Source organism: Geodermatophilus sp. SYSU D01119 (assembly GCF_054049975.1).
The window spans coordinates 193,019-213,491 of the sequence record NZ_JBJGYL010000004.1 but is presented as its reverse complement, the minus strand read 5'-3'; the positions used below and the strand labels follow the sequence as shown (position 1 = coordinate 213,491).

The window sequence follows — 20,473 nt, the reverse complement described above, 5'->3', positions numbered from 1 at the left end:
GCGCAAGGAGGAGATCGAGGTCGACGGCGGCACCACCGGTGTCGCCGGCACCGGCACCACGACCGGCACCACCGGCCGTGACGAGCGCGGCTTCGTCCAGAAGGCCAAGGACGCCCTCGACCGCGACGACGACGGCACGATCGGCCGCTGAGCCGAGGCCCCGTCCCGCTCCGGTCCCGGAGCCGGGACGGGGTCCCCCCGGCCCGCCACCGGTGGGCGCCGGGCCCACACCCCGCGACCGGTCGGCCGGCATCCCCGGACGGCCGGTCGCGTCCGTTCCCAGGAAGGCACCATGAGCTCCTCCTACGGAAGCGACGCCACCTCGGCGTCGGCCGGCGCGTCATCCACCCGCGGCAAGGCCCGGGACGCCGTCGACGCGCAGCACGCCCGCTTCGGCGGGATCAAGTGGGGAGCGGCCTTCTTCGGCTGGCTGTCCGCCAACGGCCTGGCCGTGCTCCTGCTGGCCCTGCTGTCCGCCGCCGGCGTCGCCTTCGGCCTGACCCAGGTCGGCGGCGTCGACCAGGCCGTCGACCAGGCCGCGGACCAGGCCACCGCCCAGGCCGACACCATCGGCCTCGTGGGCGGCATCACGCTGCTGGTCGTGCTGTTCCTGGCCTACCTCGCCGGCGGCTACGTCGCCGGGCGCATGGCCCGCTTCGACGGGGTCCGGCAGGGCATCGCCGTGTGGGTGATCGGCCTGCTGGTCGTCATCGCCCTCGCCGTCCTCGGCGCGGTGCTCGGCTCGGAGTACAACGTGCTCTCGCAGCTCAACCTGCCGAGCATCCCGATCAGCGGCGACACCCTGACCACCGCCGGGATCGTCGCCGGCATCGCCGCGCTCCTGGTCACGCTGCTCGGGGCGGTCCTGGGCGGCAAGCTCGGCACCCGCTACCACCGCAAGGTCGACCGCGCCGGCTTCGACGTCTGACGCGCTCCGACGGGGGCCGGTCCACTGCGGACCGGCCCCCGTCGCCGTGTCCGGGCCCGCCCGCGCCCGGCGTGGTGTCATGGCGGCATGAGCGAGCCCGGGCCGACGGTCCACCTCGGCGTCCCCGTCATCCGGCCCGCCGAGCCGCGCGACGTCCCCCGGGTCGCCGCCACGGTGACCGTGTCGCTGGCCGAGTCGCGGTGGGTGCGCTGGGCGCTGCCGCTCGACGGGCGCACCCAGCGGCTGACCCGCCTGGCCGAGCTCGACGCGCACCGCGGCGTGGCCACCGGCACCACGTGGGTGAGCGAGGACGTCGACGCCGTCGCCTCCTGGCAGGCACCCGAGGGCGCGGCGGACCCGCTGCCGGCCGACGTCGCCGCGGCGCTGGGCCGCGAGGTCCCGCGGCTGCACGCCGACCGGGCCGACGCCGTCGCCCGCACCGACGAGGTGCTCGCCGCCGCGCTCCCCCGCGAGCCCCACTGGCGGCTGCGGGTGCTCGTCACCCGGCCGCGCTCGCGCCGCCGGGGCCTCGGCGGCGCGGTGCTCGCGCCCGTGCTCGACCGCTGCGACCGCGACGGCGTCCCCGCCGCGCTGGTCGCTCCCGCCTGGGCGGTGGTGCGCTTCGCCCGCGGGCTGGGCTTCGAGGTGGTCGAGGCGACCCGCTCGGCCGACGGCCAGCTGCCGCTGTGGGTGGCGGTGCGCCCGCCCGGCGTGCCGATGCCCGAGCTCTAGTCCCAGCCGCCGCGGCGGCGCTTGAGCTCGCCACGGCGCTTCTTCGCAGCGATGCGCCGCTCCTGCGAGCCGCGGGTCGGCTTCGTGCGCCGGCGCGGGGGCGGCGGCGGGGCGAGGGCGGCGCGCAGCACCGCGGCCAGCCGCTCGCGGGCCGCCTGCCGGTTGCGCAGCTGCTGCCGGTGCTCGCTCGCGGCGATGGTCAGCACGCCGTCGGCGAGCCGGCCGGCCAGGCGCTGCGCCAGCCGGTCGCGCTGGGGGCCGCTGAGACCGGGCAGCTCCAGCGGGGCGACCGACAGCTCCACGCGCGAGTCGGCGGTGTTGACGCCCTGCCCGCCCGGGCCGGAGGAGCGGGAGAACCGCCACGACAGCGCCGACGCCGGTACGACGAGGGAGCCGGTGACCGGGAGGTCGCCGGTGGTCTCGTCGCTCGCGGGCACCCGGACAGTCTCCCCGACGCCCCTCGCCTCCGGTCCGGCCGTGGACGTCACGCGGGCACCGGCGGGACGACGGCGCCCAGTAACCGGCGCACCACCGCCGCGTCGCCCTCGATGCGCAGGTCACCGGCCGCGAGCGCGTCGTCGAGGGTCCGCCGGCCGAAGGCGACCGGGCGCAGCACCGCGCCGGGCCCCGCGAGGACGGCGTCGGGCTCACCCGCGGACCCGCGCACGGCCGCGAGCCGGTCGCCGTCGACGGTGAGGGTGACGCGGTCGGGCGCGGCGTCGTCCTCGATCCGCAGCTCCACCCGCGCCGACCACCCCGCCAGCCGCGCGGGGTCGGCCGTCGTCCGCAGCGCGAGGACGAACGCGTCGGCCGACAGGGCGCCGGCCGACGTCTGCTCCGTGCGCGAGCCCCACCGGCCCAGCGCGAGCAGGACGTCGTCGAGCTCGCGGCCGCGCGGCGTCAGCGCGTAGACCCGGCCGCCTCCCGGGGGACCGGCCGTCGTGCGGGCGACGATCCCGGAGGCCTCGAGGTCGCGGAGCCGCTGGCTGAGCACCGTGGGGCTGCTGCCGGGCAGGCCGCGGGCGAGCTCGCTGTAGCGCTTGGGGCCGAGCAACAGCTCGCGGACGACGAGCAGCGCCCACCGCTCCCCCACCACGTCCAGGGCGCGGGCGATGCCGCACGGGTCGTCGTAGCTGCGCTCGGGCATGGGACGAGGCTACCCCTTGCGCTACGACTTGCGTAGCGGCTACTACTACTTCCGTACCAACCGGAGCGGAGGAGCGACATGGCCACCATCTCGATCGTCGAGAACGTCAGCCTGGACGGCGTCGCCCAGGCCCCCGGGTCACCGGACGAGGACACCCGGGGCGGGTTCGCCCACGGCGGCTGGTTCGGCCCCTATCCCGACGCGGTCCTGGGCGAGGTGATGGGCCGCGGGATGGCCGGCGAGGGCGCGATGCTCTTCGGCCGACGCACCTTCGAGTCGATGCAGGCCGCCTGGGCCGGGACCACGGACAACCCGTTCGGCCCGGTGCTCGACGCCAAGCAGAAGTACGTCGCCACCCGGGACGCCGGCTACGCGCCCACGTGGGCCAACACCACCGTGCTGGCCGGCGACGCCGCGCGGACGGTGGCCGAGCTCAAGGCCGGCACCGACCTCGACCTCACCGTGCTCGGCAGCCCCGACCTGCTGGCCACCCTGCTGCCGGCGGGCCTGGTCGACGACGCGTGGCTCGCCGTCGCCCCCGTCGTGCTGGGCGGCGGCCGCACGCTCTTCCCCGCCGGGGCGCACCTGCGCTGGGAACTGGTCGAGTCGGTGCCCACGACCACCGGCGTCGTGCTGAGCCACTACCGCCTCGCCCGCTGACCTCAGGCGGCCGTGGGCACCGGGTCCGCGCCGCCTGCGGCCCCCGGGCGGCAGCGCACCAGCCGGCGGACGGTCATCCAGGAGCCCCGCCGGGCGCCGTGCCGTTCCAGGGCCTCGACCGCGTAGGCCGAGCAGGTGGGGCTGAACGAGCAGCACGGTGGGCGCCGCGGGCTGATCTCGCGCTGGTAGACGCGTACGGCGGCCACCAGCCGCTCCGCGACGCGTGAGCCCCGCGGGCCGGTGCCGGCGGCGGAGACGTGGCGGACCGTCGTCGGCACGAGGAACAGGCCGTCGACGCCGCACCCGATCGCGTTGGCCAGGCAGCAGCCGGTGTTGAGGAACAGCAGGTCGCGCAGGCACGAGTCGTCCCGACGGCGGTGTCCGTAGCCCGGCGGGTAGCCGTAGCCCGGCGGGTAGCCGTAGCCGGGCGGCGGGCCGTACCCGCGACGCCGGCGCCGGGGCCGCCAGTTGCTGCTCCAGATGAAGACCATCCGCCGATCCTGCGGGCACCCCGGCCGGCCCGCAGGGCGGACGATGGACCGGTGACCTCCCTCGCCGACGCCCTCGCCGCCGGTCCCGTCGTCCTGGACGGCGGGCTGTCCACCGAGCTCGAGGCCCGCGGGCACGACGTCTCCTCCACGCTGTGGTCGGCCCGGCTGCTGCGCGACGACCCGGCCGCGGTGGTGGCCGCGCACGCCGCCTTCGCCGCGGCCGGCGCCCAGGTGGCGACGACGGCGAGCTACCAGGCGACGGTCGAGGGGTTCGCCGGCGCGGGCCTGGACCGGGAGGAGGCGCTGGGGCTGGTCGCCCGGTCGGTGGCGCTCGCCCGTGAGGGCGCGCCGGGCTCCTGGGTGGCCGGGTCGGTCGGGCCCTACGGCGCGGCACTGGCCGACGGCTCGGAGTACACCGGCGCCTACGTCGGCGAGGTCGGCGTCGACCGGCTGCGCGCGTTCCACCGCCCGCGGATGGCGGCGCTCGCGGAGGCCGGCGCCGACGTGCTGGCGTGCGAAACCCTCCCCGCGGCGGCCGAGGTGGAGGCGGTGCTCGCCGAGGCGGCGTCGCTCGGCGTGCCGGTGTGGCTGTCGCTCACCACCGTGGTCGACGTCGACGGCGCGGCGCGCACCCGCCGCGGGGAGCCGGCGGCGCAGGTGTTCGCGATGGCGCGCGGCGTGCCGGAGGTGCTCGCCGTCGGCGTCAACTGCACCGACCCGGCGGGCGTGGGCCCGGCGCTGGCGGCGGCGTCGTCGGCCGGGGTGCCGCTGGTGGCCTACCCGAACTCCGGGGAGGGCTGGGACGCGGCGGCCCGGCGGTGGACCGGCGCCGGCGGGATCGACCCGGACGACGCCGCGGCGTGGGTCGGCGCGGGCGCCCGGCTGGTCGGCGGCTGCTGCCGGGTGCGCCCGGCCGACGTCGCCGCGCTCGCGGAGGCGCTGCGCGGCTGAGCGACCCCCAGGCCGTGGTGCCCGACCTCGCGCTGCAGCGCGAGGCCGGGCACCACGGCGCGAGGTCCGCGGACGTCAGAGGATCGGGTTGCCGCCGGTGACGGCGACGCGGGCGCCCGACACGTAGGACGCCTCGTCGCTGGCCAGCAGCACGTACACCGGCGCGAGCTCGGCCGGCTGCGCGGCGCGGCCCAGCGGCACCTGCTGACCGAAGCTGGCCACCTTCTCCTCGGGCATCGTCGAGGGGATCAGCGGCGTCCACACCGGCCCGGGCGCCACGCTGTTGGCCCGGATGCCCTTCTCCGCGTAGAGCTGGGCGAGGCTCGCGGTGAAGTTGGCGATGCCCGCCTTGGTCATCGCGTACGGCGCGAGCGTGGGGCTCGGCATGTCGGAGTTCACCGACGACGAGTTGATGATCGACGCGCCCGGCTGCATGTGCGGGATGGCGTCCTTGCAGAGGATGAACATCGCCGTGAGGTTGGTGGCGAGGGTGTGGTCCCACTCGTCGTCCGGGATCTCCTCCAGCGACTCGTGGGTCATCTGGAAGGCGGCGTTGTTCACCAGGACGTCGACCTTGCCGAACTCCTCGACGGCCTTGGGGATGATCGTCTTGGCGTGCGCCTTGTCGGAGATGTCGCCGGGGACGAGGACGCACTTCCGGCCGGCCTCGCGCACGTACTTCGCGGTGTCCTCGGCGTCCTCGTGCTCGTCGAGGTAGCTGATCAGGACGTCGGCGCCCTCGCGGGCGAAGGCGATGGCCACGGCGCGGCCGATGCCGCTGTCACCGCCGGTGATGACGGCGGCCTTGCCGGTCAGCTTGCCCGAGCCGCGGTAGGTCTCCTCGCCGTGGTCGGGCTTGGGGTCCATCTCGCCCAGCGTGCCGGGCGGGGTCTGCTGCTGCTCGGGCTGGGACTCGGGACGGGGTGACGACACGGGGTCTCCTCGGTGCACGGGTGGACGGCGCGCGGCCCCGGGGGTGGTCTCCCCCCGCACCGCGTCGCCGTCCGCCTACCCGGGCACCCGCCCGCGGAACCCGAACGGACTCCTCAGGCCGTCTTCCGCAGGCGCGGCGCCTCGACCGGCACGCCCAGGGCGGCGGCGTCCCAGCGCATCTCCATGTGACGACGGCCGTCCCGGCCGGTCACGGGCACCCAGTGGATCAGGGGTCGTTCCTCGACGCGCATCTCTACCTCACTTCGCGTTCACCTGTTGTTCACCTTCTCACCATACGACGGCCACCTCACACGCGATCGAGAGAGGTCGTTGCCGTTTCGTTACCTGCGGGCGTCCGCGGGAGCCCCGCCGGGAAGCCCCGGGCCGTCGGGCACGCTGTTCCCCACGATGACCGCGACCGCGCCCCTCCCCCTGCTCGACGACCCCCGCGACCTCAGTGCGCTGCGGGCCCGCGGCGACGACCCCGACGAGCTGTTCACCTCCTTCGCCGCCTGGGCCGAGGACGGCGGCACGCCGCTGTACCCGCACCAGGAGGAGGCGCTGATCGAGCTGGTCGGCGGCGCGAACGTCGTCCTGGCGACGCCGACCGGCTCCGGCAAGTCCCTGGTCGCCACCGGCGCGCAGTACGCGGCGCTGGCCGCCGGGCGGCGCAGCTTCTACACCGCGCCCATCAAGGCCCTGGTGAGCGAGAAGTTCTTCGCCCTGTGCGGGGTGTTCGGCGCGGCCAACGTCGGCATGCTCACCGGCGACGCCGCGGTGAACCGGGACGCACCGGTCATCGCCTGCACCGCCGAGGTGCTGGCCAACGTGGCGCTGCGCGAGGGCGCCGACGCCGACATCGGCCTCGTCGTCATGGACGAGTTCCACTTCTACGGCGACCCCGACCGCGGCTGGGCCTGGCAGGTGCCGCTGCTGGAGCTGCCGCGCGCCCAGTTCCTCCTGATGAGCGCCACCCTCGGCGACACCACCCGGCTGCGCGAGGACCTCGGCCGGCGCACCGGCCGGCCCACCGCGCTGGTGGCCACCGCCGAGCGCCCGGTGCCGCTGCACCACTGGTACGCGACGACGCCCGCGCACGAGACCATCCAGGAGCTCCTGGACACCCGGCAGGCGCCGGTCTACGTCGTCCACTTCACCCAGGCCCAGGCACTCGAGCGGGCGCAGGCGCTGATGAGCGTCAACGTCTGCTCCAAGGAGGAGAAGGCCGCGATCGCCGACGCGATCGGCGGGTTCCGGTTCACCTCCGCGTTCGGGCAGACGCTGTCGCGGCTGGTGCGCCACGGCATCGGCGTCCACCACGCCGGGATGCTGCCGAAGTACCGGCGGCTGGTGGAGACCCTCGCCCAGGCCGGGCTGCTCAAGGTCATCTGCGGCACCGACACCCTCGGCGTCGGCATCAACGTGCCCATCCGCACGGTCGTGTTCTCCGCGCTGTCCAAGTACGACGGCACCCGCACCCGGCTGCTCAACGCCCGCGAGTTCCACCAGATCGCCGGCCGGGCCGGGCGGGCCGGCTACGACACCGCGGGCACCGTCGTCGTGCAGGCGCCCGAGCACGAGGTGGAGAACCTGCGGCAGTTCGCCAAGGTCGCCGACGACCCGAAGAAGCGCCGCAAGCTCGTGCGCAGGAAGGCGCCCGAGGGGATGGTGCCGTGGTCGAAGGCGACGATGGAGCGCCTCGTCGCCGCCGAGCCCGAGCCGCTGCAGAGCTCCTTCCGCGTCTCGACCTCGATGCTGCTCGACGTCGTCGACCGGCCCGGCGACCCGTTCGCCGCGATGCGCCGGCTGCTCACCGACAACCACGAGCCGCGCAAGCGGCAGCTGCGGCACATCCGCGAGGCGGTCGGCATCGCCCGCTCGCTGCTGCAGGCCGGCGTCCTCGAGCGGCTGCCCGAGCCCGACGCCGACGGCCGCCGGTACCGGCTGACGGTCGACCTGCCGCCGGACTTCGCGCTCAACACCCCGCTGTCGACGTTCGCCCTCGCCGCCGTCGACCTGCTCGACCCCGACGGCGACACCTTCGCCCTCGACGTCGTCAGCGTCCTGGAGGCCACCCTCGACGACCCGCGGCAGGTCCTCGCGGCGCAGGCCAACAAGGCGCGCGGCGAGGCGGTCGCGCAGATGAAGGCCGAGGGCATCGAGTACGAGGAGCGCATCGAGCTGCTCGAGGACGTCACCTACCCGAAGCCGCTGGAGGAGCTGCTCGAGCACGCCTTCGACGTCTACGTCCGCAGCAACCCGTGGGCCCGCGACGCGCACCCCTCGCCGAAGGCCGTCGTGCGGGAGATGTGGGAGCGGGCGCTGACGTTCAAGGAGTTCGTCTCGCTCTACGGGCTCACCCGCTCCGAGGGCGCGGTGCTGCGGTACCTCTCCGACGCGGTCAAGGCGCTGCGCTCGGGCGTCCCGGCGGCCGCGCGCACCGAGGAGGTCACCGACGTCGTCGAGTGGCTCGGCGAGCTGGTCCGGCAGGTGGACTCCTCGCTGCTCGACGAGTGGGAGCAGCTCACCAGTCCCGACCAGCCGCTGGACGAGCCGGTCGCCGTCCCGGCCCGCGCCCGGCCGCTCACCGGCAACGAGCGCGCGTTCACGGCGATGGTGCGCAACGCGCTCTTCGCCCGAGTCCAGCTGTGGGCCCGGCGCCGCTGGTACGACCTCGGCGAACTCGACGCCGGATCCGGCTGGGACGCCGAGAGGTGGGGCGAGGTGGTCCGCGCCTACTTCGCCGAGCACGCCGAGGTGGGCACCGGCGCCGACGCCCGCGGGCCCGCGCTGCTCGTGTGGGACCGCGGCGAGCCCGGCGTCTGGCGGGTCCGGCAGATCCTCGACGACCCGGCCGGCGACCACGACTGGGGCATCGACGCCGAGGTGGACCTGGCGGCCTCCGACGAGGCCGGCGAGCTGGTGATGCGCGTGGTCGACGCCGGCCGCAAGGACGCGTGACCCCCGCCGAGGCCCTCGCCGTGCTCGCTGCCGGGCTCGCCGCGGGGGCGATCAACGCCGTCGTCGGCTCCGGGACGCTGGTCACCTTCCCGGTCCTGCTGGCCACCGGCCTGCCGCCGGTCACCGCGAGCGTGACCAACAGCCTGGGCCTGGTGCCCGGCAACGTGGGTGGCGCGGTCGGCTACCGGCGCGAGCTGGCCGGCCAGCGGGGGCTGCTGCTGCGGCTGCTCCCGGCCTCGGTGCTCGGCGCGCTCACCGGCGCCTTCCTGCTGCTGCACCTGCCGGCCGCGGCGTTCGAGGCGGTCGTGCCGGCGCTGGTCGGGCTGGCGGTCGTGCTGGTCGCCGTGCAGCCGCTGCTCACCCGGCGACTGGCCGCCCGCCGCACCGGCACCCCCGGGCCGCCGCGCGGGTGGCGGCTGGCCGGCCTGGTCGGCGCCGCCTACGCCACCGGCAGCTACGGCGGGTACTTCGCCGCCAGCCAGGGCGTGCTGCAGGTCGGGCTGTTCGGGTTGCTGCTCGCCGAGCCCCTGCAGCGGCTCAACGCGCTCAAGAACGTGCTGACCTCCGCGGTCAACGGGGTCGCGGCCCTGGCCTACGTCCTGGTGGCCGCCGACCGCGTGCACTGGCCCTCGGCGGCCCTGGTGGCGGGCGGCTCGCTGGCCGGTGGCCTGCTCGGCGCCCGCTTCGGCCGGCGGCTGCCCTCGGCGGTGCTGCGGACGGCGATCGTCGTGCTCGGCGTCGTCGCGGTCGTCGTGCTGGTGGCGCGGTGAGCGTCCTGGAGTGGCTGCTGCTCGTGGCCGCCGGCGTCGGCGCGGGCCTCACCGGCAGCATCGCCGGGCTCGCGTCACTGGTCAGCTACCCCGCGCTGCTGGCCACCGGCCTGCCGCCGGTCACCGCGAACGTCACCAACACCGTGGCCCTGGTGCTCACCAGCGTCGGCTCGGTGAGCGCCTCCCGGCCCGAGCTCGCCGGGCAGGGCCGCCGGCTGGTCCCGTTGGTCGTCGCCGGCGTGCTCGGCGGGACGGCGGGCGCCCTGCTGCTGCTGGTCACCCCGGCCGAGGCGTTCGAGCGGCTGGTGCCGGTGCTCATCGGCGCGGCGGCGCTGGCCATCCTGCTGCAGCGGCCGCCGGCGGAGCTCGCCGCCGAGGGCCGCCGGGCGCACCGGGTGCGCGACCCGTGGTGGCTGGTCGCGCTCACCGGGCTGATCGCCGTCTACGGCGGCTACTTCGGCGCGGCCGCGGGCGTGCTGCTGCTGGCCACGGTCCTGCTCGGCACCGGCGAGGCGCTGCCGCGCGGCAACGCGCTCAAGAACGTCGTCCTCGGGTCGGCCAACGCGGTGGCCGCCGTCGGCTTCGTCGTGCTGGCGGACGTGGCGTGGAGCGCGGCCCTGCCCCTCGCGCTGGGCTGCCTGGCGGGCGGGCGGCTGGGCCCGCGGGTGGTGCGCCGGGCCCCGCAGGCGCTGCTGCGGCGGGTCATCGCGGTGGCCGGGCTGGCCCTGGCCGTGGTGCTGGCCGTCGACGCCTACAGGTGAGCCACCCCGGTGTGGTGCCGCCGGCGGCGGGGGGCCAAGGTGGTCGGGCGATCGACACGTGAGGAGACCGGATCGGTGACGTCGGACGACGCGGCGGGGCGCTTCCTCGAGGCACTGCGGGAGCCTCCGGCAGACGGCGAGGACCGCCCGGAGATGGCGCCCTCGCGGCTGGCACGGGCCTTCGCGGAGGCGGTCGGCGTCGACGGCGCCGCACTGAGCATCCACGAGGGGGCGGGCCTGCGGACGCCGATCGGAGCCAGCGACCGCACCACCTCGCGGGCCGAGCAGCTGCAGTTCACCGCCGGCGACGGGCCGTGCCTGCGCGCGCACGACACCGGCCGGGCGATCGTGTTCGACATCGAGGACATCAACCGCAACTGGCCCGAGCTGCACGACGCGCTGCTCGGCGAGACGCCCTTCCGGGCGGTGTTCTCGCTGCCGCTGGCGCCGCCGCTGGGCCCGACGGTCGTCGTCGACCTCTACGCCCGCGAGCTGGACACGCTGACCGCCGTGCCGCGCGAGGACGTGGAGGCCGCGGTGCTGGTGCTCACCGAGGAGATGGTGCGGTCCTCGGGCGGCGCGCGGGCCGACGAGGGCGCCCGCTGGTGGGACTCCCCCGACGCCCGGCGCCGCAACCGGGTCTGGCAGGCCACCGGCGTCGCCTCGGTGGCCCTCGACCTCGACGTCGTCGACACCCTCACGGTGCTGCGGGCCCACGCCTTCGCCACCGGCCGCGTCGTCGACGACGTCGCCGACGACATCGTCGACGGGCGGATGGACCCGGGCGAGCTGCGCGACCCCGACCACCACCCGGAGGTCTGAGGGAGCGGCGGGTCGGGTCGCGGCGGTCAGGTGGCCGCGGTCAGGTGGCCGCGGTCAGGTGGCCGCGGTCAGGTGGCCGCGGTCAGGTGGCCGCGGTCAGGTGGCCGCGGTCAGGTGGCGGCGTAGGCCGAGAGGAACAGCACGAACGCCGAGGTGCCCAGCAGCAGCCGGGCGGGGGTGAGCCCGTTGACCAGGCCTGCCGTGGCCTCCACCCACTGCGGGCGGACGCCGGCGTCGCGGGTGCCGCGCCGCACGACCTGCACCTCGTCGGCCAGCAGCACCCCGGCGGCGCCGAGCAGGGTCAGCCCCACGACGAGCAGCACGAGGGACAGCCCCTCGGCGTAGCCGTCGGCGCGGTCCGCGAGCAGCAGGACGGCGACCACCCCGGCGACCAGGCCGAGGGCCGCCCCGGCCACCGGCGCCCACGGGCCCATCCGCACCCGCGGGACCGTGCGCCGGCGCGGGCCGACCGACGGACCGGCCGGCGGGGCCGGCGGGCGCCCCGGCAGCGGGCCGGTGCCCTGGTGCCCGGGCGGCAGCGGCTCGGGCGCCGGCGGTGCGACGGACGGCGACACCGACGGCGCCACGGTGGGTCCCTGGGCCGTCGCCGCGCCCGCGGCGGTGGCACCGGGCGCGGCCAGCGGGGCGGTGACCGGCGCGCCGGCACCCGGCGAGGCGGCGGGCGGGACGGGCGGCTGCGGGCCGGGAGCGTGCGGGACGGGCTGGGGAGCCGGCTGCGGGGCGGCGGGATCGGTCATCGCCTGAGCACGCTAGGCGGGGCGTCCGACAGCGCCGCACAGGCCCGCGGGCGCGCCGGGACCGCCGCCGGGCCGCGCCCACCCGCCCGGCGCGCGGGTACGGCCCGTCGAGCTCCCGTGACCGGTGGTCACAGGAGCCGGCGGCTGCCCTCGGCGACCACCCGCAGCCAGCGGTACCCGTAGCCGTCCAGCGTCAGCTCCACGGCGCCGCCCTCGCCGATCGGCGTCGACTGGGTGACCAGCAGGTCCTCCAGCCGGTGCGAGGCGTCGCAGCCGTCCAGGGTGAGCGGCACGGTGCGCGGCTCCGGGCCGAGGTTGTGCACGGCCAGCAGCGTCCCGTCGTCCCACTCGCACACGTGCGCGAGCACCGAGGCGTGCGGCTGCTCGAGCACCCGGAAGCTGCCCCAGCCGAGCTCCGGCGACTCCCGGTAGCGGCGGATGAGCAGCTTCATGAACGACAGCAGCGAGTCCTCGTCGCGGCGCTGGTCGCCGACGTTGACGAACTCCGGCGCGAAGCCGCCCTCGACCACCGGCCCGGGCAGCCGGTCGGGATCGGCGGTGGAGAAGCCCCCGTTGGTGCCCGCCGTCCACTGCATCGGCGTGCGCACGGCGAGGCGGCCCTCGGCGGAGAGGTCCTCCCCCATGCCGATCTCCTCGCCGTAGAAGAGCACCGGCGTCCCCGGCAACGAGAACAGCAGGCTGTAGACCATCCGCACCCGACGCGGGTCGCCGTCGAGCATGGGCGGCAGGCGGCGGCGCAGGCCGCGGCCGTAGACCTGCATGCGCTCCTCGGGCCCGAAGGCGGCGAAGACCTCCTTGCGCTCGTCCTCGGAGAGCTTGTCGAGGGTGAGCTCGTCGTGGTTGCGCACGAACGTGGCCCACTGGCTGTCGGGGTCGACGAACGGGCGCTCCACCAGCGCCTTCACCAGCGCGCCGGCGTCGGCGCGGGCCAGCGACAGGTACATCGCCTGCATGCCGACGAAGTCGAAGAGCATCGTGAGCTCGTCGCCGTCGTCACCGCCGAAGAAGTCCCGCTGCTGCTCGTGCGGCAGGTTCACCTCGCCCAGGAGCACGCCGCTGCCGGTGCGGCGGCCGAGGAACGAGCGCAGCGACCGCAGGTACTCGTGCGGGTCGGGGAAGCGGTCGGCCTCGGCGCCGCCCTCGGTCTCGAGGAAGAACGGGACGGCGTCGACGCGGAAGCCCGACAGACCCAGCTGCAACCAGAAGCCCATGATCTTGGCGACCTCGTCGCGGACCCGCGGGTTGGTGACGTCGAGGTCGGGCTGCTCCTTGTAGAAGCGGTGCAGGTACCACTCCCCCGTCGGCTCGTTGAACGTCCAGACGGAGTCCTCCTGGTCGGGGAAGACGACCTGGTCGGAGGTGTCCGGCGGCTCGTCGTCGCGCCAGACGTAGAAGTCGTGGAACGGGTCGTCCTTGCTGCGGCGGCCCTGCTGGAACCACGGGTGCTCGATGGAGGTGTGGTTGACGACGAGGTCGGCGATCACCCGGATGCCGCGGTCGTTGGCGGTGCGGATGACCTCGACCAGGTCGCCGTGGCTGCCCAGCCGCGGGTCGACGCCGTAGAAGTCGGTGATGTCGTAGCCGTCGTCGCGCTCGGCCGTGGGATAGAAGGGCATGAGCCACAGGCAGGTGACGCCGAGGTCGGCGAGGTGGTCGATGCGCTGGGCCAGGCCCGCGAAGTCACCGATGCCGTCGTCGTTCCAGTCCAGGTAGGTCTCGACGTCGAGGCAGTAGACGACGGCCGTCTTCCACCAGAGGTCCGCGGTGTCGGTGATCTTCACGCGGGCGAGCCTCTCGGCCCACGGCCCGCGCGGCAACGGGACGGAACGGTGCCGGTGGTCGAGGCGAGTCCGCGGTCGTTGATCACCGGACGCGTGCACGCGACACGCGCGGACGCGCCGGGAGCCCCTGCACGCATCCGATGATCGACAGCGAGCAACCGGCCGGCTACTTCAGGACGGCGGGCTGCGGCTCCTGTTGCGGCCGCAGCGGGCGCACCGCGACCGCGGGCGCCGGGCGGGTGACGCCGAGCTGCGGCAGCACCTTCTCGCCGAACGCGTCGAGGAACGCCGTCTGCTCCTTGCCGACGTGGTGGACGTACACCTGGTCGAAGCCGAGGTCGATGTACTCGTTGAGCCAGGCGGCGTGCTGGCCGAGGTCGGAGGACACCCGCACCGCCGTCGTCACGTCCTCGGGGCGGACGTGGGCGCTGGCCTGGTCGAAGGCCGTCGTCGTGTCGAGGTCCCAGCACAGCGGCGGCGGGAAGACGTTGCTGCGCCACTGGTCGTGGGCGATCTCCAGGGCGCGGTCCTCGTCGGGGTCCCAGCAGACGTGCACCTGGATGGTCAGCGTCCCCTGCCCGCCGTTGTCGCGGTAGGCGGCGATGACGTCGCGCAGGACGTCGTGCGGCTGGTTGATGGTGACCAGCCCGTCGGCCCACTCGGCGTGCCGGGCGGCGGTGCGCGCCGTGACGGCGGGCCCGATCAGGGCGGGCTGCTGCTCGGGCAGCGTCCAGATCTGCGCCCGGTCGACGACGACCAGCCCGTCGTGGCTGACCTCCTCGCCGGCCAGCAGCGCGCGGATGACGTCGATGCACTCGCGCAGCCGGGCGTCGCGCAGCTCCTTGTTCGGCCACACGTGGCCGGTGACGTGCTCGTTCATCGCCTCACCGGAGCCCAGCGCCACCCAGAACCGGCCGGGGAACATGGACCCGAGGGTGGCGATCGCCTGGGCGACGATCACCGGGTGGTAGCGCTGCCCGGGGGCGTTGACCGCCCCGAACGGCAGCCCGGTGGTGGCCAGCGCCGCGCCCAGCCACGACCACGCGAAGCCCGACTCCCCCTGCCGCGGGTTCCACGGCGTCAGGTGGTCGGAGCACATGGCGGCGGTGAAGCCGACCTCCTCGGCGTGCTGCGAGGCGGCCAGCAGCGCCGCGGGGTGGACCTGCTCGTGCGAATTGTGGAAGCCGATCACGGTCACCGCTCGTGCCTACCCGAGTCGGCGGTCCCCGGCCACGGGACCGGCCCGTGCCGCAACCGGTCAGCCGAGCAGCTCGGCCACCCGCGCGGGGGCGGTGGCGACGTCGAGGTGCTCGCCGCGCCCGTCGCCGGCGACCGGCCAGCCGCGGTCGCGGGCCGCCGCGGCGTCGCCGTCGTAGGCCGCCGACAGGTGCACGTACCGGGCCGTCGCGGTCACCGGCGGGACCGCGACCGGGGTGGACCAGAGGTCGGCGGGCAGCCGGTGCCCCTCGGCGAGGACGGCGCCGCGCAGGCCGGCGTCGGGCAGCAACCCCGTCATGGCGTCGGGCCCCCACCACGTCGTCCAGTCGGCGACCCGGCCGTCGTCGGCGGTGAGCGGGCCGATGCGCTCGCGCACCTCGTCCGGCCACCCCGCCGTCCCCGGGCCGGGCGGCAGGACGGCGTCGAGCCACACCGCGCGGCCCGCCCCGGCCGCGGCGGCCACCGCGGGCAGCACGATGCCCGCCCCGGAGAAGGCGACGGCGACGTCGGCGGGCGGGACGGCCGCGGCCCAGCGCCGGTCCCAGCCGGCGGCCGACGGCGACGACGACGCCGGGTCCTGCACGAGCCCGCGCAGGTCGGGCACGGCCACGGTCGCCCCGCGGGCGCGGAGCTCCGCGGCCAGCGGCCCGAGGACGGCGGGCCCGAGCAGGGGCGGGTGCACCAGCAGCCAGGTCGGCACGCGGCGAGTCTGCCCCGACCGGTGGAGGAGAGCGGCACCACGACGCGCCTGCGCTGCGATCACCCGGCCGCACCCTGAGGATCGAGGGGTGACACGCACCCCCAGCACCGACCGGTGGGGCATCGACGCCACCTGGCTCGACGCCCTCGACGAGGAACACGAGGTCGCCCAGGCCACCATCGACCGCCTGCGGGAGGTGATCGGCGAGCCGCCGGAGGACCTCGAGGAGCGCGCGCCCATCGTGGCCCGGCCCGGGGACGTGCTGGAGGTCGACGAGGCCGAGGTGACCCTGGAGGACGGCTCCTCCCGGCACGTCGACGGCGAGCTGCCGGCCGACTTCCCGCTCGGCTACCACTGGCTGCAGGTGCCCGGCGGGCCCCGCCGGCGACTGGTCGTGTCGCCCGGCCGCTGCTGGCTGCCCGAGGACCGCGCCTGGGGCTGGGCGGTGCAGCTCTACGCCACCCGCAGCCGCGCGAGCTGGGGCATCGGCGACCTCGCCGACCTGCGCGCCGTGCGCGAGATGGCGGCCGACCAGGGCGCGGGCTTCGTGCTGATCAACCCGCTGCACGCCGTCGCCCCCACACCCGGCCAGGAGGCCAGCCCCTACCTGCCGGCCACCCGCCGCTTCCGCAACCCGCTGTACCTGCGGGTCGAGGAGGTGCCCGGCGCCGACCGCGTCGACGTCGGCTCCGGCACGGACCTCTCCGACGGCGAGCTCATCGACCGTGACGCGATCTGGGCGCGCAAGCGCGAGGCGCTGCGCCGGGTCTTCGACGCCACCGGCCGCGACGACCCCGCCTTCCCCGACTGGTGGTGGCACCAGGGGCAGAAGCTGCAGGACTGGGCCACCTGGTGCGCGCTCGCCGACGCCCACGGTCCCGACTGGCACACCTGGGCCGAGGAGCTGCAGGACCCGCGCAGCGACGCCGTCGCCTCCTTCGTCGCCGGGCACGAGCGCGACGTCGCCTTCCACGCCTGGCTGCAGTGGTGCCTGTCGCGCCAGCTGGAGCGCGCCACCGAGGGCATGACCGTCATCCAGGACCTGCCGATCGGGGTGGCCGGCGGCGGGGCGGACGCCTGGACCTGGCAGGGCGTGCTCGCGCAGGGCGCCACGGTCGGCGCGCCCCCGGACGAGTTCAACTCGCAGGGCCAGGACTGGGGCTCCCCGCCGCTGGTGCCGTGGCGGCTGCGGGCGTGGGACTACGAGCCGTTCGTCGAGTCGATCCGCGCCACGATGGCCGGCGCCGGCGGCCTGCGCATCGACCACGTCATGGGCCTGTTCCGGCTGTGGTGGGTGCCCACCGGCGGCTCCGCGGCCGACGGCGCCTACGTGCGCTACCCCGCCGAGGACCTGCTCGACATCGTCGCGCTGGAGAGCCACCGGGCGCAGGCGGTCGTCGTCGGCGAGGACCTCGGCACGGTCGAGGACGGCGTCCGCGAGGCCATGGCCGAGCACGGCATCCTCAGCTACCGGCTGCTGTGGTTCGAGGACGACGACCCCGCCGAGTGGCCCGAGGAGGCGATGGCCGCCATCACCACCCACGACCTGCCGACGGTCGCCGGGCTGTGGAGCGGGGCCGACGTCGAGGAACAGCGCCGCTACGGCACCGGCACGGACGAGGAGCTGGAGCGGGGCCGCTCCTCGCTGCTCGAGCGCCTCCCCGGGCTGCGGAAGAACGCGCGGCCGGAGACGGCGGTGAAGCGGGCCCACGAGCTGCTCGGCCGGGCGCCGTCGCTGCTGCTGTCGGCCACGCTCGACGACGCCCTCGCCGAGCGCCGCCGTCCCAACATGCCCGGCACCACCGACCGGCCCAACTGGTCGCTGCCGCTGCCGGTCACGGTGGAGGACCTGCCCGGGCACGCGCTGTTGAAGGAGGTGGCGCGCACGCTCGCCGACGGCGTCCGCGCGACCGCCGACCCGGAGGAGGACGCGATCGGCGAGCAGCCCGGCGGGGAGGCCCGCGAGGGCGCCTGAGCCCGCAGACACGTCCGGCGCGGCACCCCTCTCGGGGTGCCGCGCCGGACGCGTTCTCAGGTGCGGATCAGGACTCGCGGCCGTCCTGCTCGCTGCTGCCGGCGCCGCGGCCCTGGGTCAGGACGTCGTTCGCGCCGGGGCCGCCGACGAGCGCGTCGTCGCCGTTCCCGCCCTCGAGGGTGTCGACGCCGAACCCGCCGAGCAGCACGTCGTCGCCGTTCTCCCCGGCCAGCCGGTCGGTGCCGGCGCCGCCGCAGATCACGTCGTCGCCGTTGCCGCCGGTGAGGACGTCGTTCCCACCGAGACCCATGATCACGTCGACGCCGTTGGTGCCGCGCAGCGTGTCGTTCCCGGCCGTGCCGCGGATCGTCGGGACGAGGCCGTTGCAGCGCTCGTCCAGGTCGATGCCGAACACGATCGGGTCGTGGTCGCTGGACCGGTACGGGTTCGGGGCGTACAGCGCCGGGTCACCGGTGTACTGGTAGGCGAACGACTCGACCGAGTTGATGTTCCAGTGCGCCAGGTCGGTGACCTTCGCCGTCAGCTCCGCCGTCGCCATCGCGTGGTCCAGCGAGCCGGACATGTCGTCGAAGACGTAGCTGTAGCGGCCCTCGTCGAACCGCTCGCCGAGGTCGGTGAAGCCCGCGTCGCGCAGCCGCTCGATCGGGTCCTCCTGGGTGTAGGCGTTGAGGTCGCCCATGAGGACGACGTCGGGGTCGCCGGTGCGCTGCGCGATCTGCGCCGCGAAGGCCGCCACCGACGCCGCCTGGCGGACGCGGTCGCCGTTCCACTGGCCCTGGCCGTCGCCCCGGTCCACGTTGTCGCCGGTCGCGTCGCCGGCGCTCTTGGACTTGAAGTGGTTGGCGATGACGGTGAACGCGTCGCCGTCCTTGACGAAGGTCTGCGCCTGCGGCTCGCGGGCGTTGGACCAGACCGCCTCGTCGACCAGCCCGGCCGGGGCGCCGACCGGCTGGACGACGTCGTTGCGGTAGATGATCCCGTTGCGGATCACGTCCCGGTCGACGGCGTAGAGCTCGGCCGGCATCGGGACGTAGCTCCAGACCTCGGCGCCCGCGGCGGTGTTCAGCCGGCGGACCAGGTCGGCGAGCGCGGTGTCGGCGTTGCCGGGGGTCAGGCCCGTGGAGTCGGTGTCCTCGATCTCCAGCAGGCTGACGACGTCGGCGTCGAGCGCCGCGATGGCCGGCACGATCTTGCCGGCCTGCCGCTCGAACTCCGCGGCGTTGCGGGCGCCGCGGCCGACGCTCTGGTCGAAGGTCAGGAAGTAGTTCAGCACGTTGAACGCGCCGATCTGCACGTCGCCGCCGACCGCGTCGGGGGCCGCCGGCCGGGTGTTCTGCGGGGCGAGGACGCCGTTCGCCGTTCCGTCGGCCGGCTGCAGCCGCCACTGGCTGAACCCGTAGCCGAGGACCACCGGCTCGGTGAAGGAGACCTCGTCGCCCACCCGGACCGGGGTGGACGGCGACAGGTACGGCCGGGTCGTGGTGCTGACCCGGGCGCTCAGACCGTCGTCGAGGACGATGCGGCGCAGGGTGTTGGCGGTCGTGACCGCCGCGGCCTCCGGAGTGCCCGGGCGGGCGACCTCGGTGGGCTGCACGAGGACGCCGCCCTCGGAGAGGGTGAGCTCGCCGAAGCTGGTGAGGTCGAAGACCTCGCTGACGGTGAGCGTGTCCACGGGCGCGACGAGCATGCCCTCGAGGCGCTCGCGGGCGGCGTCGTCGGCCGGGAGGTCGAGCGGGGCGGCCGCGGGGAGGTCCTCGGCGGAGCCCTCGGCGCAGACCGCCACGTCCTGGCGGCTGGTGACCTGCGTCTGGCCGCCGAACTCGGTCACCTCGCCGGTGACGGCGACCGTGTCGCCGAGGTCCACCGGGACGGGGCTGAAGACGAAGACGCCGTCGGAGGTGCCCGCGTCGCCGTCGCCGTCGACGTCCTGCAGGTAGAAGCCGCTGAAGCCCTCGACGTCGCCGACGACGGTGCCCCGGACGGTGACCTGCTGCCCGGCGAGCGGGCTCGTGGCGCCGGTGCCCTGGACGGCACCGATCTCGTGCGTCGGCGCGACGGTGCAGGGCTCGGTCGGCTCCGGCTCGGGCTCCACCGCGGCGGAGGGGTTGACGCGGGCACGGGTCGCGGCGGCCGGGGCCGCCCACACGAGCCGGTCGCCCGTGGCGTCGTAGGTCCGCGACAGCGACTGGCCGACCGGCTCGCTGCCCGCCTCGCTGACGCCGATGTCGGTGCTCGACGTGCCGGCGGCCGGTCCGCCGGTGGCCGTCATCGTGCCCTCGTACGAGAGGAACTCGAGGACCTGCGTGCCGCGCACGAGGGCCACCGCGTCGGGCGAGCCGTTCTGGATGCCGTTCGCGGGGTAGTCCAGGACGGCGACCGCGGAGGCATCCGGCGGCGCCGTGACCACCGGCAGCGCGTCGGTGTCGTACACCGCGCCGTTGCCGCCGTTGTAGAGCACGACCGACAGGCCGGCCGAGCTCGTGCCCGGCGGGAGCTGCACCTCGACGAACTCGCCGGTGTCCGTGCCGGCGTTGTCGTAGTGGATCTCGGAGATGAACGGCTGGGACGGCGGGGCGGCCGAGGCGACCGTGGGGAGACCCACGACGGCGATGGACGCGGCGGCGGTGCCGAGTGCCATCCGGCGCGCGAGCACGCGCCGGTCGGGCGGGAGGAGGTGCACGGAGGTCCTCTCGGATGGTGACGGAACGGTCCCACCGTAGACACCCATCGTGACGGTTACGCTGACGGCCGGTGACACATCGGCAACGACGAGCGAGCGGCTCGTCGGTGCCCGCTCACCTGCCGGTCACAGTCCTGTCACCTCCGTGAGGGACCGTTCCCGG

The 20,473-nt window shown here is 75.6% G+C and carries 18 protein-coding genes; 9 read left to right on the top strand and 9 right to left on the bottom strand.

All coding sequences use genetic code 11. The features are described from left to right. Nucleotides 1–292: 292 nt before the first annotated feature. Nucleotides 293–928: a hypothetical protein gene (locus ACI79X_RS04825; RefSeq protein WP_457024278.1), complete on the top strand. Its 636-nt coding sequence runs from the start codon at nt 293–295 to the stop codon at nt 926–928. Between the two features lie 87 nt (nt 929–1,015). After that, nucleotides 1,016–1,660: an N-acetyltransferase gene (locus ACI79X_RS04820; RefSeq protein ID WP_457024277.1), complete on the top strand. Its 645-nt coding sequence runs from the start codon at nt 1,016–1,018 to the stop codon at nt 1,658–1,660. Here ACI79X_RS04820 and arfB read toward each other — a convergent pair. Further along, on the bottom strand, nt 1,657–2,097 hold the full coding sequence (gene arfB / locus ACI79X_RS04815) for an alternative ribosome rescue aminoacyl-tRNA hydrolase ArfB (protein WP_457024276.1): 441 nt from the start codon (nt 2,095–2,097) through the stop codon (nt 1,657–1,659). The genes ACI79X_RS04820 and arfB overlap by 4 nt on opposite strands. Before the next feature lie 47 nt (nt 2,098–2,144). Then, entirely contained in the window at nt 2,145–2,807 is a 663-nt protein-coding gene (locus tag ACI79X_RS04810) for a winged helix-turn-helix transcriptional regulator (RefSeq protein WP_457024275.1), read from the bottom strand. Nucleotides 2,808–2,885: 78 nt separating this feature from the next. On the opposite strand from ACI79X_RS04810, the gene ACI79X_RS04805 reads away from it, so the two are divergent. Beyond that, a complete protein-coding gene (locus ACI79X_RS04805; protein ID WP_457024274.1) occupies nt 2,886–3,467 on the top strand; it encodes a dihydrofolate reductase family protein in 582 nt (193 codons plus the stop codon). 2 nt (nt 3,468–3,469) lie between these two features. On the opposite strand, the gene yidD is transcribed toward ACI79X_RS04805, so the two are convergent. Continuing rightward, on the bottom strand, nt 3,470–3,958 hold the full coding sequence (yidD, locus tag ACI79X_RS04800; RefSeq protein ID WP_457024273.1) for a membrane protein insertion efficiency factor YidD: 489 nt from the start codon (nt 3,956–3,958) through the stop codon (nt 3,470–3,472). 51 nt (nt 3,959–4,009) lie between these two features. Between yidD and mmuM the strand changes: the two genes are divergently transcribed. After that, a complete protein-coding gene (mmuM, locus tag ACI79X_RS04795) occupies nt 4,010–4,909 on the top strand; it encodes a homocysteine S-methyltransferase (RefSeq protein WP_457024272.1) in 900 nt (299 codons plus the stop codon). A 75-nt stretch (nt 4,910–4,984) separates the two neighbouring features. On the opposite strand, the gene ACI79X_RS04790 is transcribed toward mmuM, so the two are convergent. Further along, a complete protein-coding gene (locus tag ACI79X_RS04790; protein ID WP_457024271.1) occupies nt 4,985–5,842 on the bottom strand; it encodes an SDR family oxidoreductase in 858 nt (285 codons plus the stop codon). Nucleotides 5,843–6,250: 408 nt separating this feature from the next. On the opposite strand from ACI79X_RS04790, the gene ACI79X_RS04785 reads away from it, so the two are divergent. From ACI79X_RS04785 to ACI79X_RS04770, 4 genes are all read left to right on the top strand, one after another. Further along, entirely contained in the window at nt 6,251–8,803 is a 2,553-nt protein-coding gene (locus ACI79X_RS04785; RefSeq protein WP_457024270.1) for a DEAD/DEAH box helicase, read from the top strand. After that, nucleotides 8,800–9,573 carry a sulfite exporter TauE/SafE family protein gene (locus tag ACI79X_RS04780; RefSeq protein ID WP_457024269.1) on the top strand — a complete coding sequence of 258 codons (774 nt, stop codon included), beginning with the start codon at nt 8,800–8,802 and terminating at the stop codon, nt 9,571–9,573. Before ACI79X_RS04785 ends, ACI79X_RS04780 begins: the two co-directional genes overlap by 4 nt. After that, a complete protein-coding gene (locus ACI79X_RS04775; RefSeq protein ID WP_457024268.1) occupies nt 9,570–10,334 on the top strand; it encodes a sulfite exporter TauE/SafE family protein in 765 nt (254 codons plus the stop codon). The genes ACI79X_RS04780 and ACI79X_RS04775 overlap by 4 nt, the downstream gene beginning before the upstream one ends. A 75-nt stretch (nt 10,335–10,409) precedes the next feature. After that, nucleotides 10,410–11,156, top strand: a complete 747-nt coding sequence (locus ACI79X_RS04770; RefSeq protein ID WP_457024267.1) for a hypothetical protein — start codon at nt 10,410–10,412, stop codon at nt 11,154–11,156. A 110-nt stretch (nt 11,157–11,266) separates the two neighbouring features. On the opposite strand, the gene ACI79X_RS04765 is transcribed toward ACI79X_RS04770, so the two are convergent. From ACI79X_RS04765 to ACI79X_RS04750, 4 genes are all read right to left on the bottom strand, one after another. Further along, a complete protein-coding gene (locus tag ACI79X_RS04765; RefSeq protein ID WP_457024266.1) occupies nt 11,267–11,914 on the bottom strand; it encodes a hypothetical protein in 648 nt (215 codons plus the stop codon). Nucleotides 11,915–12,042: 128 nt separating this feature from the next. Further along, the gene (locus ACI79X_RS04760; RefSeq protein ID WP_457024265.1) at nt 12,043–13,716 is read right to left on the bottom strand and encodes an alpha-amylase family protein; all 1,674 of its coding nucleotides are present in this window, start codon (nt 13,714–13,716) and stop codon (nt 12,043–12,045) included. A 166-nt stretch (nt 13,717–13,882) separates the two neighbouring features. Next, nucleotides 13,883–14,914, bottom strand: a complete 1,032-nt coding sequence (locus tag ACI79X_RS04755; protein WP_457024264.1) for a TIGR03885 family FMN-dependent LLM class oxidoreductase — start codon at nt 14,912–14,914, stop codon at nt 13,883–13,885. A gap of 60 nt (nt 14,915–14,974) precedes the next feature. Beyond that, the gene (locus ACI79X_RS04750; protein WP_457024263.1) at nt 14,975–15,634 is read right to left on the bottom strand and encodes a hypothetical protein; all 660 of its coding nucleotides are present in this window, start codon (nt 15,632–15,634) and stop codon (nt 14,975–14,977) included. 88 nt (nt 15,635–15,722) lie between these two features. On the opposite strand from ACI79X_RS04750, the gene malQ reads away from it, so the two are divergent. Then, nucleotides 15,723–17,609, top strand: coding sequence for a 4-alpha-glucanotransferase (gene malQ / locus ACI79X_RS04745; protein WP_457024262.1), 1,887 nt, complete (start codon nt 15,723–15,725; stop codon nt 17,607–17,609). A gap of 67 nt (nt 17,610–17,676) precedes the next feature. Here malQ and ACI79X_RS04740 read toward each other — a convergent pair whose 3' ends face one another. Next, nucleotides 17,677–20,310 (bottom strand): ExeM/NucH family extracellular endonuclease, encoded by a 2,634-nt coding sequence (locus ACI79X_RS04740; RefSeq protein WP_457024261.1) that lies wholly within the window; start codon nt 20,308–20,310, stop codon nt 17,677–17,679. Nucleotides 20,311–20,473: the final 163 nt, after the last annotated feature.

Excerpts from the sequence above, each read along its gene's own strand:
- ACI79X_RS04765 (WP_457024266.1), bottom strand. The coding sequence starts at position 11,914 with ATGACCGATCCCGCCGCCCCGCAGCCGGCTCCCCAGCCCGTCCCGCAC.
- ACI79X_RS04805 (WP_457024274.1), top strand. The coding sequence starts at position 2,886 with ATGGCCACCATCTCGATCGTCGAGAACGTCAGCCTGGACGGCGTCGCC.
- ACI79X_RS04810 (WP_457024275.1), bottom strand. The coding sequence starts at position 2,807 with ATGCCCGAGCGCAGCTACGACGACCCGTGCGGCATCGCCCGCGCCCTG.
- ACI79X_RS04785 (WP_457024270.1), top strand. The coding sequence starts at position 6,251 with ATGACCGCGACCGCGCCCCTCCCCCTGCTCGACGACCCCCGCGACCTC.
- yidD (WP_457024273.1), bottom strand. The coding sequence starts at position 3,958 with ATGGTCTTCATCTGGAGCAGCAACTGGCGGCCCCGGCGCCGGCGTCGC.
- ACI79X_RS04825 (WP_457024278.1), top strand. The coding sequence starts at position 293 with ATGAGCTCCTCCTACGGAAGCGACGCCACCTCGGCGTCGGCCGGCGCG.
- ACI79X_RS04820 (WP_457024277.1), top strand. The coding sequence starts at position 1,016 with ATGAGCGAGCCCGGGCCGACGGTCCACCTCGGCGTCCCCGTCATCCGG.